Source organism: Actinomycetospora soli, from assembly GCF_021026295.1.
Classification (GTDB): domain Bacteria; phylum Actinomycetota; class Actinomycetes; order Mycobacteriales; family Pseudonocardiaceae; genus Actinomycetospora; species Actinomycetospora soli.
Genome location: NZ_JAJNDA010000010.1, coordinates 199,378 through 214,231, shown reverse-complemented (window position 1 = coordinate 214,231; position 14,854 = coordinate 199,378). Strand labels below are relative to the sequence as shown.

The 14,854-nt window shown below is 75.9% G+C and carries 13 protein-coding genes, 1 tRNA gene and 1 pseudogene; 9 read left to right on the top strand and 6 right to left on the bottom strand.

Going from position 1 to position 14,854, the window contains the following annotated elements; genetic code table 11:
• The first annotated feature begins 3 nt into the window (after nt 1-3).
• Genes LN037_RS33745 through LN037_RS18135 form a run of 4 tightly spaced genes read left to right on the top strand, consistent with a single transcriptional unit; the run spans nt 4 to nt 4,939 of the window.
• Nucleotides 4-2,706, top strand: coding sequence for a serine/threonine-protein kinase (locus LN037_RS33745; protein ID WP_372460486.1), 2,703 nt, complete (start codon nt 4-6; stop codon nt 2,704-2,706).
• 25 nt (nt 2,707-2,731) lie between these two features.
• A complete protein-coding gene (locus LN037_RS18145; protein ID WP_230755131.1) occupies nt 2,732-3,547 on the top strand; it encodes a purine-nucleoside phosphorylase in 816 nt (271 codons plus the stop codon).
• Nucleotides 3,544-3,999 (top strand): NAD(P)H-dependent oxidoreductase, encoded by a 456-nt coding sequence (locus LN037_RS18140; protein WP_230755129.1) that lies wholly within the window; start codon nt 3,544-3,546, stop codon nt 3,997-3,999. The genes LN037_RS18145 and LN037_RS18140 overlap by 4 nt, the downstream gene beginning before the upstream one ends.
• 28 nt (nt 4,000-4,027) lie before the next feature.
• Nucleotides 4,028-4,939: an NADP-dependent oxidoreductase gene (locus LN037_RS18135; protein ID WP_230755127.1), complete on the top strand. Its 912-nt coding sequence runs from the start codon at nt 4,028-4,030 to the stop codon at nt 4,937-4,939.
• Here the strand turns inward: LN037_RS18135 and rsmI are convergent.
• Complete coding sequence (gene rsmI, locus LN037_RS18130; RefSeq protein WP_230755125.1) at nt 4,926-5,762, bottom strand: 16S rRNA (cytidine(1402)-2'-O)-methyltransferase; 837 nt, start codon at nt 5,760-5,762, stop codon at nt 4,926-4,928. The two genes, LN037_RS18135 and rsmI, sit on opposite strands and share 14 nt — an antisense overlap.
• Before the next feature lie 137 nt (nt 5,763-5,899).
• Here rsmI and LN037_RS18125 point away from each other — a divergent pair, with 137 nt between their 5' ends.
• Nucleotides 5,900-7,495, top strand: a complete 1,596-nt coding sequence (locus LN037_RS18125) for a dolichyl-phosphate-mannose--protein mannosyltransferase (RefSeq protein WP_372460485.1) — start codon at nt 5,900-5,902, stop codon at nt 7,493-7,495.
• Between the two features lie 4 nt (nt 7,496-7,499).
• Nucleotides 7,500-8,210, top strand: coding sequence for a ZIP family metal transporter (locus tag LN037_RS18120; RefSeq protein ID WP_230755123.1), 711 nt, complete (start codon nt 7,500-7,502; stop codon nt 8,208-8,210).
• On the opposite strand, the gene LN037_RS18115 is transcribed toward LN037_RS18120, so the two are convergent.
• From LN037_RS18115 to glp, 5 genes are all read right to left on the bottom strand, one after another.
• A complete protein-coding gene (locus tag LN037_RS18115) occupies nt 8,200-8,871 on the bottom strand; it encodes a VOC family protein (RefSeq protein ID WP_230755121.1) in 672 nt (223 codons plus the stop codon). The genes LN037_RS18120 and LN037_RS18115 overlap by 11 nt on opposite strands.
• A 181-nt stretch (nt 8,872-9,052) precedes the next feature.
• Nucleotides 9,053-9,128: transfer RNA gene (locus LN037_RS18110), tRNA-Ala, on the bottom strand.
• 180 nt (nt 9,129-9,308) lie between these two features.
• Complete coding sequence (gene sepX / locus LN037_RS18105) at nt 9,309-10,328, bottom strand: divisome protein SepX/GlpR (RefSeq protein ID WP_230755120.1); 1,020 nt, start codon at nt 10,326-10,328, stop codon at nt 9,309-9,311.
• A gap of 272 nt (nt 10,329-10,600) precedes the next feature.
• Nucleotides 10,601-11,275 carry a GNAT family N-acetyltransferase gene (locus tag LN037_RS18100; protein WP_230755118.1) on the bottom strand — a complete coding sequence of 225 codons (675 nt, stop codon included), beginning with the start codon at nt 11,273-11,275 and terminating at the stop codon, nt 10,601-10,603.
• A 15-nt stretch (nt 11,276-11,290) separates the two neighbouring features.
• Complete coding sequence (gene glp / locus LN037_RS18095; RefSeq protein ID WP_230755116.1) at nt 11,291-12,532, bottom strand: molybdotransferase-like divisome protein Glp; 1,242 nt, start codon at nt 12,530-12,532, stop codon at nt 11,291-11,293.
• Nucleotides 12,533-12,651: 119 nt separating this feature from the next.
• Between glp and LN037_RS18090 the strand changes: the two genes are divergently transcribed.
• From LN037_RS18090 to LN037_RS32760, 3 genes and pseudogenes are all read left to right on the top strand, one after another.
• A complete protein-coding gene (locus LN037_RS18090) occupies nt 12,652-14,007 on the top strand; it encodes a UTP--glucose-1-phosphate uridylyltransferase (protein WP_230755114.1) in 1,356 nt (451 codons plus the stop codon).
• Between the two features lie 19 nt (nt 14,008-14,026).
• The gene (locus LN037_RS18085; protein ID WP_230755111.1) at nt 14,027-14,626 is read left to right on the top strand and encodes a 5-formyltetrahydrofolate cyclo-ligase; all 600 of its coding nucleotides are present in this window, start codon (nt 14,027-14,029) and stop codon (nt 14,624-14,626) included.
• Between the two features lie 3 nt (nt 14,627-14,629).
• Nucleotides 14,630-14,848 (top strand): annotated as a pseudogene (locus tag LN037_RS32760) (FmdB family zinc ribbon protein); the annotation flags it as partial.
• Between the last annotated feature and the right edge of the window lie 6 nt (nt 14,849-14,854).

Here is a 14,854-nt window from a genome sequence, read left to right as displayed (position 1 = left end):
GGGGTGAGTCCCCGCCCCGCCGACACCCGCCGCCTGGTCGGGCGCTACCGCCTGGACTCCGAACTCGGTCGCGGCGCGATGGGCACCGTCTGGTCGGCCTACGACGAGGTGCTGCACCGTCCCGTGGCCGTCAAGGAGGTCCGGCTCTCCCTGGTCCCCGTCTCCGAGCGGGCGATCGTGCGGGAGCGGACGCTGCGCGAGGCGCGCGCCACCGCGATGCTCAGCCACCCCAACGTCGTCACCCTCTACGACGTCGTCGAGGTCAACGCCGAGCCCTACGTCGTCATGGAGCTGCTGCCCTCGCGCAGCCTGGCCTCCTACATCGGGGAACGCGGCACGCTCACCCCGTCCGAGACCGCCGAGATCGGCTCCGCCGTCGCCTCCGCGCTGATGACCGCCCACCGCGCCGGCATCACCCACCGCGACGTCAAGCCCGGCAACGTCCTCATCGGCACCGACGGGCAGATCAAGCTCACCGACTTCGGCATCGCCCGCAACGCCGCCGAGTCGTCGATGACCCAGACCGGCACCGTGCTGGGCTCGCCGCCCTACATCGCGCCCGAGGTCGCGATGGGCCGCGCGGTCGGTCCGCCCGCCGACCTCTGGGGTCTCGGCGCCACGCTCTACGCCTGCCTCGAGGGTCGCCCGCCCTACGACGCCGGCGACCCCGTCTCCACGGTGTCCGCCGTCGTCCACGGCGACGTCCCCCGTCCCGGCGGGCAGGGTCCCGTGCAGGACGTGATCCGCGGGCTCATGGTCAAGGACCCGACCCTGCGGATGCCGCTGCCGGCCGTCCGCCGCCGGCTGCGCCCGCTCATGGCCGACCCCGAGGGCCCGATCCTGTCGTCGCCGCCCTCCCCCGCCACCACCGAGTTCCGTCTCCCGCCCCCCGCGAAGCCCGACCCCGCGGACCACTCCGGCCTCATCCCGGTCGCCCGCGGCCGCAGCGGCACGCTCGTCGACGGGCAGGTGCCCCCGGAGCGTCCCGGCGCCGCGCCCCGGACCGCCCCGCTGCGTGCTCCCGGTCGCTCTCCCGACGACGGGTCGGACGGCTCGGGCGGTTCGCCGGCGGTCGAGGGCGGTGCTGCGGCGGCCGGGGCTGCGGGAGCGGCCGCGGGTGCGGCGGCCGGCGCGGCCGCGGCGACGCCGACGGAGGCATCCCGACCCGCCGAGAAGGCACCCGGGAAGGTTGCCGAGAAGCCCGAGGCCTCCGAGGAGCCGGCCGTCGCGAAGGCGACCGGGAAGCCCGCCGTCGCGACGGCGACCGGGGCGACCGAGGACACCGAGGACACCGAGGACACCGAGGACACCGAGGACACCGAGGACACCGAGGACACCGACGGCGAGACGTCGGAGCCCGCCGTCGAGACGGACGCCGACGACGACGAGGCCCCCGCCGCCACGGACGGGCCGGCCGAGACCGCCCCCGAGACCGCGCCCGACGAGGCCGAGCCGGACGGAGCGGAGGACCGGAAGGCCGAGGCCGAGAGCCCCGGCGAGTCCGACGCCCAGCCGAAGGCCGACGCCGAGCGCGACACCGGCGGCGGGTCGACGACCGGGACCGCGCCGGAGGCCGACGGTGCGTCCACCCCCACGACGTCCGGCGAGGCGCCCGGCGGGCTCGACGGCGGCCGGACGACGCTGGTCGCCGGCACGGCGGCCGCCGCTGCGGCCGCCGCTGCCGCGAAGGCGAGACCGGACGCGAAGGGCACCGACGCGCCGAAGCCGCCCGACCCGTCGTCGGGAAGGACCGGCACCCCGCCCGGCGGGACGCGCACGACCACCCCCTCCGGCGGGACCCCCCGGTCGACGCCGTCCGGCGGCATGCCCGTGCCGGCGCCGTCCGCGGCCGAGACGACCATGGTCACGCCGCGGGTGCCGCCGCGCCGCGGACCGACGACGCCCGGCCCCTGGCCCGCGCCGGCGCACCCGCCGCGACGTCCGCCGTACCCGAACGCCCCGGGCGGCCCGCGGCGGCCGGGCGGGCCGCAGGCGCTCGCGCCCGACCCGGGCCCGCTGCCCTTCGCGCCGTCCCGCCCGACCGGTCCCTCGCCGGAGCAGCAGCGACGCCGCCGGATCGCCGTCGTGGCCCTCGTCGTCCTGCTGGCGCTCGCGGGCCTGGTGGGCGGGTACGTCGTGACGCGGGTGGTCGGCGGGCAGCCGCCGTTCTCGATCTCGCTCGCCCCGGACGGTCCGGTCGTCGACGGCGAGCAGCTCGTGGTGCACTCCGACGACAACGCCCGCTACAGCGGCACGGGGATGGGGTTCACGGCGCTGGTCCCGGCCACGTGGCAGCAGTTCCGCCTGCAGCAGCCGGGCGGGGACATCGTCGTGCGCTACGTGTCCGACGACGCGACCCGCGAGCTGCGCATCGACAAGCTGATCGGCTTCTACCCCGCGCAGACCGTGGCGGACTACGCCCGGCTGCTCGCCGACCCGTCGCGGGTCGGCGCCGACGGCGTGCGGGTCGAGCCGTTGAGCGAGGTGGCGCCCGCCCGGGCGGGCGCGAGCGAACCGGTGCAGCAGACCGTGTACCGCACGCAGAGCGGGCAGGGCGCCGCGGTGGACGACCGCGTGACGTGGACGCGGTTGATCCCGTCGGGCCAGGATCTGTGGGTCGTGCGGATGACCGCCCCGAGCGTGGCCCCGGGCGGCGCCCCGGAGCAGTTCGCCGCCGTCGCGGACAGCTTCGACCCGCCGGTCTGAGCGTCCCGCTAGGGTCCTGGGCCCGATGAGCACCGCCGAGCACCGCACCCTCGAGCAGGCCGCCGACGAGGCCGCCGCCGAACTCGCCCGCCGCACCGGGATCGACCGCCACGACGTCGCCGTCGTCCTCGGCTCGGGCTGGAGCCCCGCCGCGGACGGGATCGGCGCCCCGAGCGTCGAGGTCCCGGTCGCGGAGCTCCCCGGCTTCACCCCGCTCGGCGCGCCCGACCACAGGGGCATCGCCCGCTCGGTGCCGGTCGCGGGCGGGCACGCGCTCGTCCTGCTCGGGCGCACGCACCTCTACGAGGGGCACGGCGAGGCGCAGGCGGTGCACGCCGTGCGCACCGCGTGCGCGGCGGGCGCGTCGACGGTGATCCTCACGAACGCGGCGGGCGGGATCGACCCGTCGTACTCGGTCGGCCAGCCGGTGCTGATCTCCGACCACCTCAACCTCACCGCCCGCTCCCCGCTCGTCGGGCCGCAGTTCGTCGACCTCACCGACGCCTACGACCCGGGCCTGCGCGCCGCCGCCCGCGCCCTCGACCCGACGCTGGTCGAGGGCGTCTACGCCGGGCTCGTCGGCCCGCACTTCGAGACCCCGGCCGAGATCCGGATGCTGCGCACCCTCGGGGCGGACCTGGTCGGCATGTCCACCGTGCTCGAGACGATCGCCGCCCGGGCCGCGGGCGCGCGCGTCGCCGGGATCGCGCTCGTCTCCAACCCGGCGGCGGGCACGACCGACGACACGATCGACCACCTCGCCGTGCTCGACGCGGTCCACGCCGCCGCCGCCCGCACGGGGACGCTGCTGTGCGGGCTGGTCGAGGCGGCCCTGGCGTGACCCGGCTGCTCGTCGTCCACCACACGCCGTCGCCGGCCTGCCAGGAGCTCCTCGAGGCCGTGCTCGCCGGCGCGCGGACCGACGAGCTGCCGGGCACGGTCGAGGTGGTCAGTCGCCCGGCCCTGACCGCCGGGGCGGCCGACCTGCTCGCCGCCGACGCCGTCGTGCTGGGGACGCCCGCGAACATCGGCACGATGTCGGGCGCCCTCAAGCACTTCTTCGACCAGATCTACTACCCGGCGCTGCAGGACAGCACCGGTCTGCCGTTCGGGCTCTCCGTGCACGGCGGGGACGACACGGCCGGCGCCGTCCGCGACGTCCTGCGCATCACCGCCGGGCTCGGCTGGGTGCAGGCCGCGGAGACGGTCACGACGACGGGTCCGCCCACCGCCGCCGACCGCGCGGCCGCGTGGGAGCTCGGCGCGACGGTGGCGCTGCGCGCACTGGAATGAACCGCGCCGGGCGCGGTTTGCACCGGACATGACATCCCGCGCCGTGCAGTACGCCCGCTACGGCGGGCCGGAGGTCCTCGAGGTCGTCGAGCGCGAGGACCCGCAGCCGGGTCCGGGCCAGGTCCGCCTCGCCGTGCGCGCCGCCTCGGTGAACCCGGCGGACTGGAAGCTGCGCACCGGCGCGTTCGCCCCCGGCGAGACCGCGCCCCGGCAGCCCGTCGTCCCCGGCTTCGACGTCGCGGGCGTCGTCGACGCGGTCGGCGAGGGCGTCACGACGCTGCAGGTCGGGGACGAGGTGCTCGGCGGCACGAGCGGTGGGGCGCAGGCCGAGCAGGTCGTCGTCGACGCCGACGGGCTCGTCGCCCGGCCCGCCGCCCTCTCGTGGGAGGTCGCGGGCTCGCTCGCCACCGTCGTCGCCACCGCCTACCGGGTGCTGGAGCGGCTGGGGCTCGCGCCGGGGCAGGTGCTGCTCGTCCACGGCGCGTCCGGCGGGGTGGGCGTCGTCGCCACCCAGGTCGCCCTCGCCCGCGGCATCACCGTGATCGGCACCGCGAGCGGACGCCACCAGGACGACGTCCGCGCGCTCGGCGCCACGCCGGTCGTCCACGGCGACGACCTCGTCGACCACGTCCGTGCCGCCACCGACCGCGTCGACGCCGTCCTCGACGCCGCCGGGAAGGGCTCGCTCGCCGACCTCGTGGCGCTCGCCGGCTCCCCCGACCGCGTCGTGACCATCGCCCACCCCGACGCCGACGACCACGGGGTCGAGTTCTCCTCCGGCGGCACCGTCGACGGTGCGCTCGCGGAGTTCGTCGGGATGCTCGCCGCGGGCACGGTCCGGGCGCCCGAGGTGGTCGTCTACCCGCTCGAGCAGGTGGGGCGGGCGCAGGAGGACAACCGCACGGGCGCGGTCAGCGGCAAGCTCGTCATCGTCCCCTGAGCTTCAGGGCGCTCTCGTAGAGGGCGTTGGTCGACACCCCGTGCGCGGTGCCGACCTCCTTCGCCGCCGCCTTGAGCCGCACCCCGCCGTCGGCGAGGGCGAGCACCTCCGCGGCGAGGTCGTCGGGCTCCGGGGCCTTCCGGACGGCGGGTGCGAGGACCACGGTGATCTCGCCCAGCACGTCGCCCCCGGCCCACGCGGCGAGCTCACCGAGCGTCCCGCGCACGACCTCCTCGTGCGTCTTCGTCAGCTCGCGGCACACGGCGGCCCGGCGGTCGGGGCCGAGCACCTCGACCGCGAGCCGGAGCAGGTCCTCCAGCCGGCGCGGCGACTCGAAGAACACGGTGGTGCGGGGCTCGTCGGCGAGCTCGCCCAACCAGCTGCGGCGCTTCCCCTCGGCCCGCGGCGCGAACCCCTCGAAGCAGAACCGGTCGGTGGGCAGACCCGACACGGCGAGTGCCGCGAGGACCGCCGACGGCCCGGGCAGGCACCGCACCGCGACGTCCGCCTCCACCGCGGCCGCGACCAGGCGGTAGCCGGGGTCGGACACCGCGGGCATGCCGGCGTCGGTGACGACGAGGACGGTGGCACCGCCGCGCAGGTCCTCGACGAGCCGCGGGATCCGGGCGCGCTCGACGTCCTCGTAGAAGCTCACCTTGCGGCCCGTCACGGTCACGCCGAGCGCGGCCGTGAGCCGGCCCAGCCGCCGCGTGTCCTCGACCGCGACCACGTCCGCCGTCGCGAGCGCGTCCCGGAGCCGCGCCGAGGCGTCGTCGGGGTTGCCGAGCGGGGTCGCGGCGAGCAGGAGGACACCGTCGGACACGCGCCCGAGGGTAGGCGCCGTCGCCGGGCCCGGACGTCAGCGGTGGCACACGGCTGACACCGGACGTCAGCAGGTCGCCACGACCGTGGGCGCCGCATCGGACCCCGGACGCCGCGCGGGCCGTACGATCAGCTCCCGTGACGGCCGGCAGCACGCTCGAGAAGCCGACCACACCTGCCGTCGGGAACGCCGATCCGCGGGGAGTGCTGGCACCCGGGCCGCGCGGGGTGGAGAGCCTGCTCGGCCGGCCGATGCCGACCGACCGGCTGCGCGGCTGGGTGGTCGCGCTCGTGCTCACGCTCGTCGGCGGCGTCGTCCGCTTCTGGAACCTGGGGTGGCCGAGCGACAACGGCACACCCGTGTTCGACGAGAAGCACTACGTGCCGCAGACCTGGCAGGTGCTGCGCAACGGCGGGTACGAGGACAACCCGGGCTACGAGCTCGTCGTGCACCCGCCGCTGTCGAAGCAGCTCATGGCGGTCGGGCAGTGGATCTTCGGGTACGACCCGGTGGGCTGGCGCGTGGTCAGCGCGCTCGCCGGGACGGTCTGCGTCCTGCTCGTCATCCGCATCGGGCGCCGGCTCACGCGCTCGACGCTGCTCGGCGCCGTCGCGGGCATCCTGCTCATCTGCGACGGCCTGAGCCAGGTGTCCGCGCGGGTCGGGATGATCGACGTCTACCCGGCGGTGTTCGTGCTCGGCGCGTTCGCGGCGATCCTCGCCGACCGCGACGACGTCCGTGCCCGGTTCGCCACGGTGGTGGCGGAGGGCCGCATCCTCGACACCCCGTTCGGCCCGCGGCTCGGGTTCCGCTGGTGGCGGTTCGTCGCCGGGCTGTGTCTCGGGCTCGCGCTCGCCAGCAAGTGGTCCGGGCTCTACTACGTGCTCTTCCTCGGCGCGCTCGTGGTCGGGTTCGACGTCGCCGCCCGGCGGGCCTCCGGGGTCGCCCGGCCGTGGGTGGGCACGCTGGTGCGCGACGTCCTGCCCCTGGTCTGGGCGTTCCTCGCGATCCCGGTCCTGGTGTACCTCGCGAGCTGGCTGCCGTGGATCGCGTCGGAAACCGGCACCGACCGGCACGTCGCCGAGGCCAAGGGCGACGCCGTCGGGCTCTACGCGCTCCTGCCGTCGTGGCTGCCCGACTGGTTCCGCGGCATGGCGTACTTCTCCTCCAAGGTGCTGGAGTTCCACGCGACGCTCTCCACGCCGCGCGGCAACCCGCACCCGTGGGAGTCCAAGCCCTGGACGTGGCCGATGGGGCTGCGCCCGATGCTCTACTACTACGAGTCCGGGGCGAACGCGCCCGGCTGCGGCTCCGACGACTGCGTCGGCGCGGTCATGGCGATCGGCACCCCGGCGATCTGGTGGCTCGCGTTCCCGGTGCTCGGGTGGAGCCTGTGGCGCTGGATCACCCGCCGCGACTGGCGCTACGCCGCGGTGCTCGTCGGCTACGGCGCCGGCATCCTGCCCTGGTTCACCGACATCGACCGGCAGATGTACTTCTTCTACATGACGCCGGTGATCCCGTTCCTGGTCCTGGCGCTCACCCTCGTGATCGGCGAGATCCTGGGCCGCCGCACGGCCGGCCCCGAACGGCGCTCCACGGGGCGGATGGTCGTCGCGCTCTACCTCGGCGTGGTCGTCGCCAACTTCGCGTGGCTGTGGCCGATCCTCGTCGGCGCCTCGATCACGGCCGCCCGGTGGAACGCCGAGCTGTGGCTCCCCTCGTGGCGCTGACCGGGTGCTGACCCGCGCGGTCCTGTTCTCGCTGATCCCGGTCGGCGCCGCCGCGGTCTCCGGGCTGGTCGCCGCGATCCGGCCACCCGGACGGCGGGTCACGAGCGGCATCCAGCACTTCGCCGCCGGTGTGGTGTTCGCGGCCGCGGCGATCGAACTGCTGCCGGGGGTGCTGCGCCAGGAGCCCTGGGTGGCGATCGCGGGCTTCGCCGCCGGGATCGCGGTCATGTTCAGCTTCCGGGCGGCGGGCAAGGCCCTCGAGGCCCGGCCGAGTGCGGCCACCCTGCCCGTCGGGCTCGCCGTCGCGACCGGGGTCGACTTCGCCGTCGACGGGATCGTCCTCGGTGCCGGCTTCGCGGCGGGCGCGACGACGGGGGTGCTGCTCTCGATCGCGCTCGCCATCGAGTACCTGTTCGTCGGGCTGTCGCTGTCCGCGGCGATGGCCGGGGGCGCGTCACGCACGCTCGTCGCCGCCGCACCGACGGCGTCGTCCCTGCTCACGGTGGTGGGGACGGCGGTCGGGGTGGTGTGGCTGGCGGACGCCTCCCCCACGCTGCTCGCCGGCGTCCTCGCCTTCGGCGCCGTCGCGTTCATGTACCTCGCGACCGAGGAACTCCTGGTCGAGGCGCACGAACAGGGCGAGACCGCGCTCGGCTCGGTCGGCTTCTTCGTCGGCTTCCTGATCTACCTGCTGCTCGACGAGCTCATCGCCTGACGACCGCGAACCGCGCCCCGGTCGGGTCCTCCAGCACGGCGCGCTCCGCGTCCGTCCCGACGACGAGGCCTCCCGCGGCTCCCGCCGCCGCGGCGGCCGCGTCGACGTCGGCGACCGCGAAATGCACCAACCAGTGCGGCAGCGCGTCCCCGGCGAAGGTGACCGTCCCGAACGCCGGGGAGCCGTCGAGGTGCAGCGTCGTGGTGCCCGGCTCGTCGGTCGGACGGTGGGTCCACCTGAACACGCTGCCGTAGAAGGTCTTCGTCTGCCCCGGTTCGGCCGACGCGGCCTCCGCCCACGTGAGCGGCCCGGCGTGGTCGTCGGCCTCCCACACCCCGAAGGCCGCCCCGCCGGCGTCGATCGCGACGACGACGAGCCCGCCCGTCCCGTCGTCGTCCGGCCCGTGCAGGACCTGGCCGCCGGCCTCCTCGATCGCCGCCGCCGCGTCGGCCGCGTCGTCGACGGCCACGTAGAGGGTCCAGCCCGGCGGGCTGCCCTCCGGCGCGCCGAGGCCCGCGACCCGTCGCCCGTCGGCCAGGGCCACGACGTCGTGGTGGCGTGCGGTGCCGTCGTCGGTGAACGTCCACCCGAGCACCGCACCGTAGAACTCCGGCCCGGCACCCGCGGTGAGGTCCGCCCAGCACGGGAGCCCGTCGGTCATGGGCCCAGTGTGACGGCTGCCAGGGCCGTCCGGCTCTTCTCCGCCGTCCACCTGCCCGCCACCGACGACCGGGGCCGCGTCGAGGCGGCCGCCGACCCGTTCCTGGCGTCGCCGGAGGCCTGAGCACCCCGGACACGACGAAGGCCCGGCCCCACCGGGGACCGGGCCTCTCGTCGACTGCTGGTGGAGCTGAGGGGAATCGAACCCCTGACCTACTCGATGCGAACGAGTCGCGCTACCAACTGCGCCACAGCCCCAACGAGCGAGAACTCTACGCCACGGCGTCCGGCGCGCGATCAGCGGGTGGCCCTCGACCGCCGCCCGGGAGCCCCCACGACGACGGCCCCGCCACCGGGTGGACGTCCACCGGCCGCCGTCGGGGGACGGCAGCGGTCGGTGGGCGCCCACCCGGCGACGGGGCCGGGGTGCGTGGGGCCTCAGGCGCCGCGGCGGTAGGCCGGGACGCGGTGGTCGTCGAGATCGCAGAACGCGGGGTCGTCCTCGGTGTCGCCGACGAGCTCGGTCCCCGCGGGCATGTCCGGTGCCGGGGTGCGCGGCGCGATCCAGCGGGGCTCCGGGACCTCCTCGTCCCGGTCGTGGTCCCGGCCGTCGTCGCCGCGGCGCGCCTGCGGGAGCTCGGGGACCTCGTGCTCGCCGGACTCGTAGCGACCCCAGTGCTCGGCCGCGGCGAGCCGCTCCTCGTGCTCGACCTGCCGCTCCCGACGGGCCTCGATCGCGCGGCGCTCGCCGGACAGGCGCGCGGCCCGGCGTCGACGGACCTCGTCCTCGATGCGGGTCTGGCGCCGCAGGAAGACCAGGTAGCCGGCGAGCCCGACCACGGTCACGGCGAACAGCGACCAGAGGGCGGTCGACACGACCATCGCGGCGAGCGCGGAGAGCACCGCCACCACGATCAGGCCGATCGCCACCCGCTGGCGGAACGCGTAGCGCGCGTGGGCCGCGGCGGCCGCGGCCTCGGCGTCGAAGCCGCCCCGGCCGGGCCGGTACGCCCGCGGCCGGTGGTCGGGCTCGTCGACGTCGTCCTCGTAGGACGCGTACGCGTCGTCGACGTCGTGGTCGTCCCGGACGTCGTAGCCGGCGGAGTACCCGTCGTCGTACTCGTCGGCGTACCCGTCGTCGTACCCGTCGTCGTACCCGTCGTCGTGACCGCGGCGGGCGCGCTCGAGGACACGGCCCTCCGGGGCCGCCTCCGGCGCCGCACCGCGGACGTCCCCGTCCCGGATCTCGTCCGTCGTGCTGGTCATCGTGACCTCCTCATCCACCGCCGCGACGCCCCCGGGGGCGGCACCCGGCGACCGCTCCGGTCGGGCGAGCACCCGCGCGCTCAGATCGGCGTCGGCGGGTCGCGGCACCATCTGACGACGTCGGGCGACGACCGGGACGAGCACCGCGAGCCACGCGACCACCAGCGCGGCGAAGACCAATGAACTCGGCACCCGTCCACCTCCCCGACCAATGGCCCCGTCCTCCAGCCGCTCGCCACGCTAGTCACACGAGCCCCATCCGCCCCGGAACCGCGGCGGCGTGTCGTGTGCGAACCGTGACCATCACCCTCCAGTGAGGGAAGCATCCGGCGGGTCAGGTCGGGCGGTGACCACTCGATGGGCTGGTCAAACCCTGAACCCACTGGGCCGTGTGGGTGGTCCAGCGCCGGTCGAGCGTCGTGACCGCCCGTGAGAGGCGCGTGACCCGACGTCAGGACCGCTGGTCAGGCGCGTTCGGCCCGGCCGGCGCGCAGCAGCCGGGCCACGAGACCGTCCGGGAGGACGTCCTCGGCGGTCACCGCGAGCACCACGTGGTCGCGCCAGTCGCCGTCGACCTCGAGGTAGCGCTTGAGCAGCCCCTCCTCGCGGAAGCCCAGCTTGCCGAGCACCCGCAGGCTCGCGGCGTTCTCCGGGCGCACCGTCGCCTCGACGCGGTGCAGGCCGACCCGGGAGAAGCAGTGGTCGACCGCGAGGGCGACCGCCGCCGTCGTCGCACCCTTCCCGGCGTGTTCCGCGGAGACCCAGTAGCCGACGTAGGCGGACAGCAGCGGCTCGCGCACGATGTTGCCGACGACCACCTGCCCGGCGAAGCGGCCGTCCACGGTCAGCGCCCAGGGCAGCGCCGTGCCCGCCCGACCCATCGCCCGCAGCGTGCCCCAGCGGCCCGGCCACTCGACGAGCGCGTTGTGGTCGGCCCACCGCCCGGGCGGCATCGGCTCCCAGGGCGTCAGGTAGTCCTCGTCGCGCAGCCGCAGTCGCGACCACTCCCGGCCGTCGCGGAACCGCACCGGCCGCAGCGTCACCACGCCGGCGGGCACCCGCAGCGCCCGCAACCGGTCGGGCCACCCGGGGTGCCGACCGGCGGGACGCGTCCCTCCCCAGATCGGCGCGCCGCCCATGCCGAGCAGTGTGCGCTAGCGGGGTGACAGGAACGCGACCCGGACCGGGGTGTCGAGCCCGGCCTCGGTCGTCTCCTCGTCGAGGACGATCAGCGCGTTGGCCTCCGCCAGCGACGAGAGCAGGTGCGACCCGGCCGTGCCCAGCGGCTGGGCGAGGTACTCGCCCGTGCTGCGGTCGCGCAGCAGGCGGCCGCGGACATAGCTGCGCCGCCCCGGCCGGGAGCCGACCGGCGACAGGAGACGGGCGGTGACCTCGCGGCGGTGCAGCTCGGGACGCCCGAGGGCGAGCCGGATGAGCGGGCGCACGAGGATCTCGAAGACGACCAGGGCCGACGTCGGGTTCGCGGGCAGCAGGAAGGTCGGGATCTCGTCGTCGCCGAGGCGGGCGAAGCCCTGGACGCTGCCCGGGTGCATCGCGACACGGCTGGTGTCGACGGGACCCAGCTCGCCGAGCTCGGCCGCGACCGCCTCGCCGTGCGCCCCGCCGACCGCACCCGCCACGAGCACGACCTCGGCGAGCCCGAGACGCGCCTCGACGGCCTCCCGCACGGTGGCGGCGTCCGCGCCCACGATCCCCACGCGGGTGACCTCGGCGCCGGCGTCGCGGGCGGCCGCGGCCAGTGCGTAGGAGTTGACGTCGACGACCTGGCCCGCCGAGGGGGTGCGGTCGACGTCGACGAGCTCGTCGCCGACCGCGATCACCGACACGCGCGGCCGCGGGTGCACGAGCACCGTGGTGCGGCCGACGGCGGCCAGGAGCCCCACCTGGGCGGGGCCGACGACGACGCCGCGCCGCACGGCGACGTCGCCGGGGGCGACGTCCTCCCCGGTGCGGCGCACGAACTCGGCGCTCGCCACGGGCTGCTTGACGGTGACGCGGGCGCGGCTGGACGGCCCGGCGTCGTCGGTGTGGTCGTGCGGGGCGACGGCGTCGGCCAGCGTCGGCAGCGGGGCACCGGTGGCGACCCGGACGGCCTGCCGGGGGCTCAGCCGGTGGGCCTGCCGCGAGCCCGCCGCGACCTCCCCCACCACGGGCAGTTCGACGGGCTCGACGTCGGCGGAGCGTACGTCGACCGCGCGCACCGCGAACCCGTCGACGGCCGCCTGGTCGAACCCCGGGAGCGCGCGGTCGGCCACGACCTCCTCGGCGCAGAGCAGACCCTGGGCCTCGGAGATGGCGATCCGGATGGGGGCGGGGCGCACCGCGGCGTCGAGCACCCGGCGCAGCTGGGCATCCACGGTCCTCACGGGGACCATCGTGCCCCGACCGGGCGGCGGAGCAGGGTAACGACGCGCCATCGGGGAGGGTGTCGGGCCCCTTCGCTAGCCTCGGCGGCGCACCGGGCGAACCGCCCACCTCGAGCACCGGAGAGCGCATGACCAGCGATCACCCCGCCGTCGAGAAGCTGGAGAAGGCCGGGGCTCATCCCGTCGAGGTCGCGGCGTTCCGGCGCCGGCTGGCCCAGCTGGCGGATCCCGACGCGGGCAAGGTGCCCGGCGACGAGCTCTCGCCCGTCGCCCCGCTGCCCCGTCTGGCGGACCTGCCGGAGCCCGACGCGGAGACGACGCGCACGGTGCTCGACCGGCTCGCCGTCGTGAAGCTCAACGGCGGCCTGGGCACCTCGATGGGGCTCGACGGGCCGAAGTCGACCCTCGAGATCAAGCCCGGCCAGAGCTTCCTCGACGTCATCGCCCGCCAGACGCTCGCGCTGCGCGCCTCGACCGGCGCCCGGCTGCCGCTGCTGCTCATGGACTCCCCCACCACGCGCCCGCCCTCGCTCGAGCGGCTGGCCGCGCACGAGGGGCTGGCCGACCAGGGCCTGCCGCTGGACTTCCTGCAGGGCATCGAGCCGAAGCTCGACGCCTCGACCCGGGAGCCGGTCGAGTGGCCCGCCAACCCGGAGCTGGAGTGGTGCCCGCCGGGCCACGGCGACATCTACACCGCGCTCGCGGCGAGCGGGATCGCGGCGTCGTTGCTCGAGGCCGGGGTGCGCTGGTGCTTCGTGTCGAACGCCGACAACCTCGGTGCCCGGCCCGACCCGCGCATCGCCGCGTGGCTCGCCGAGCACGAGATCCCGTTCCTGCTCGAGGTGGTCCGCGGTACGGAGTCCGACCGCAAGGGCGGGCACCTCGCGATGCGCGACGGCCGCCTGGTGCTGCGCGAGTCCGCGCAGGTGCCCGACGGCGACCCGTCGTTCGGCGACCTCACGCGGTGGCACTACTTCAACACCAACAACATCTGGTTCGACCTGCAGGCGATCACGGCGCTGCAGGAGGCCGACCCGGCCGCGCCGGAGCTGCCGCTCATCGTCAACCGCAAGACCGTCGACCCCACCGACAAGGACTCGACGAAGGTCGTCCAGCTGGAGACGGCGATGGGGGCCGCGATCTCCTCGATCGAGGGGGCGGCGGCACTCGAGGTCCCGCGCACCCGCTTCGCGCCGGTCAAGACGACCGACGACCTGCTGGTGGCCCGGTCCGACCTCTGGGAGCTGCGCGACGACGGCGCGCTGGTGCCGCACTTTGACGGTCAGCCGCCGGTGGTCTCGCTGGACAAGGCCCACTTCGGGATGCTGCGCGACTTCGAGGCCCGTTTCCCGGCCGGGGCCCCGTCCCTGATCGACGCCGAACGCCTGGAGGTGCGCGGCGACGTCACCTTCACCGGCCCGACGAGCGTGCGCGGTTCCGTCCTCGTCGAGGGCCCGGCGGAGGTGTCCGGGACGGTGGAGTGAAGGCCGGGGTGAGGGTGCCGTGACGGCGAGCAAGGCCGAGCTGCGCGCGCAGCTACTGGCGCGACGGCGGGAGCGGTCGGAGGCGGCGCGCTGGCAGGACGCCGCCAACCTCGCCGCGTCGCTGCCCGGGGTGCTCGACTCGCTGGGGGCCGACCCCGCCCGGCCGCTGTGCCTGTACGTCCCGGTGCGCACGGAACCGGGCGCGACCCCGGACGGGGCGCTCCCGCTGCTCGACGCGGCCGTCGCGATCGGACGTCGGGTGCTGCTCCCGGTCGTCACCGGGGACGGCCCCCTGGACTGGGCCGGGTTCCGCGACCGCGGGGACCTGGTGGCGGGGCCGCACGGCCTGCTCGAGCCGTCCCGGCACCGGGAGGGGCCGGCGGCCGTCGCGTCCGCGGGGGTCGTGGTGGTGCCCGCGCTCGCGGCGGCGCCCGACGGGGTGCGGCTCGGTCGGGGTGGCGGGCACTACGACCGCACGCTGCCGCTGGTCTCCGGGTCCACCACGATCGTCGCGGTGGTCGCCGACGACGAGCTGCTCCCGGAGCTGCCGAGCGAGCCCCACGACGTCCGCGTGCACGCCGTGTGGCGGCCGACGGCGGGGCTCGTCGGAACAGCCTGAGGTGTGGCGTTGTTGGCACTCGCGTCGGGTGAGTGCCAGTTACACTCCCCCGCGACCCTCCGGGTGAAGACAGGAGCGCGCGTGCCCACCTACCCCTACGCCTGCACCGAGTGCGACCACCGGTTCGAGCAGGTCCAGGCGTTCACCGACCCCTCGCTGACCGAATGCCCCGTGTGCGGCGGACGGCTGCGCAAGGTGTTCTCGTCGGTCGGCATCGTCTTCAAGGGC

What these genes read in the sequence shown, in the direction of transcription:
- LN037_RS18100 (WP_230755118.1), bottom strand. Translation starts at nt 11,275, where the DNA reads ATGGGCGGCGCGCCGATCTGGGGAGGGACGCGTCCCGCCGGTCGGCAC.
- glp (WP_230755116.1), bottom strand. Translation starts at nt 12,532, where the DNA reads ATGGTCCCCGTGAGGACCGTGGATGCCCAGCTGCGCCGGGTGCTCGAC.
- LN037_RS18090 (WP_230755114.1), top strand. Translation starts at nt 12,652, where the DNA reads ATGACCAGCGATCACCCCGCCGTCGAGAAGCTGGAGAAGGCCGGGGCT.
- LN037_RS18135 (WP_230755127.1), top strand. Translation starts at nt 4,028, where the DNA reads ATGACATCCCGCGCCGTGCAGTACGCCCGCTACGGCGGGCCGGAGGTC.
- LN037_RS18145 (WP_230755131.1), top strand. Translation starts at nt 2,732, where the DNA reads ATGAGCACCGCCGAGCACCGCACCCTCGAGCAGGCCGCCGACGAGGCC.
- LN037_RS18115 (WP_230755121.1), bottom strand. Translation starts at nt 8,871, where the DNA reads ATGACCGACGGGCTCCCGTGCTGGGCGGACCTCACCGCGGGTGCCGGG.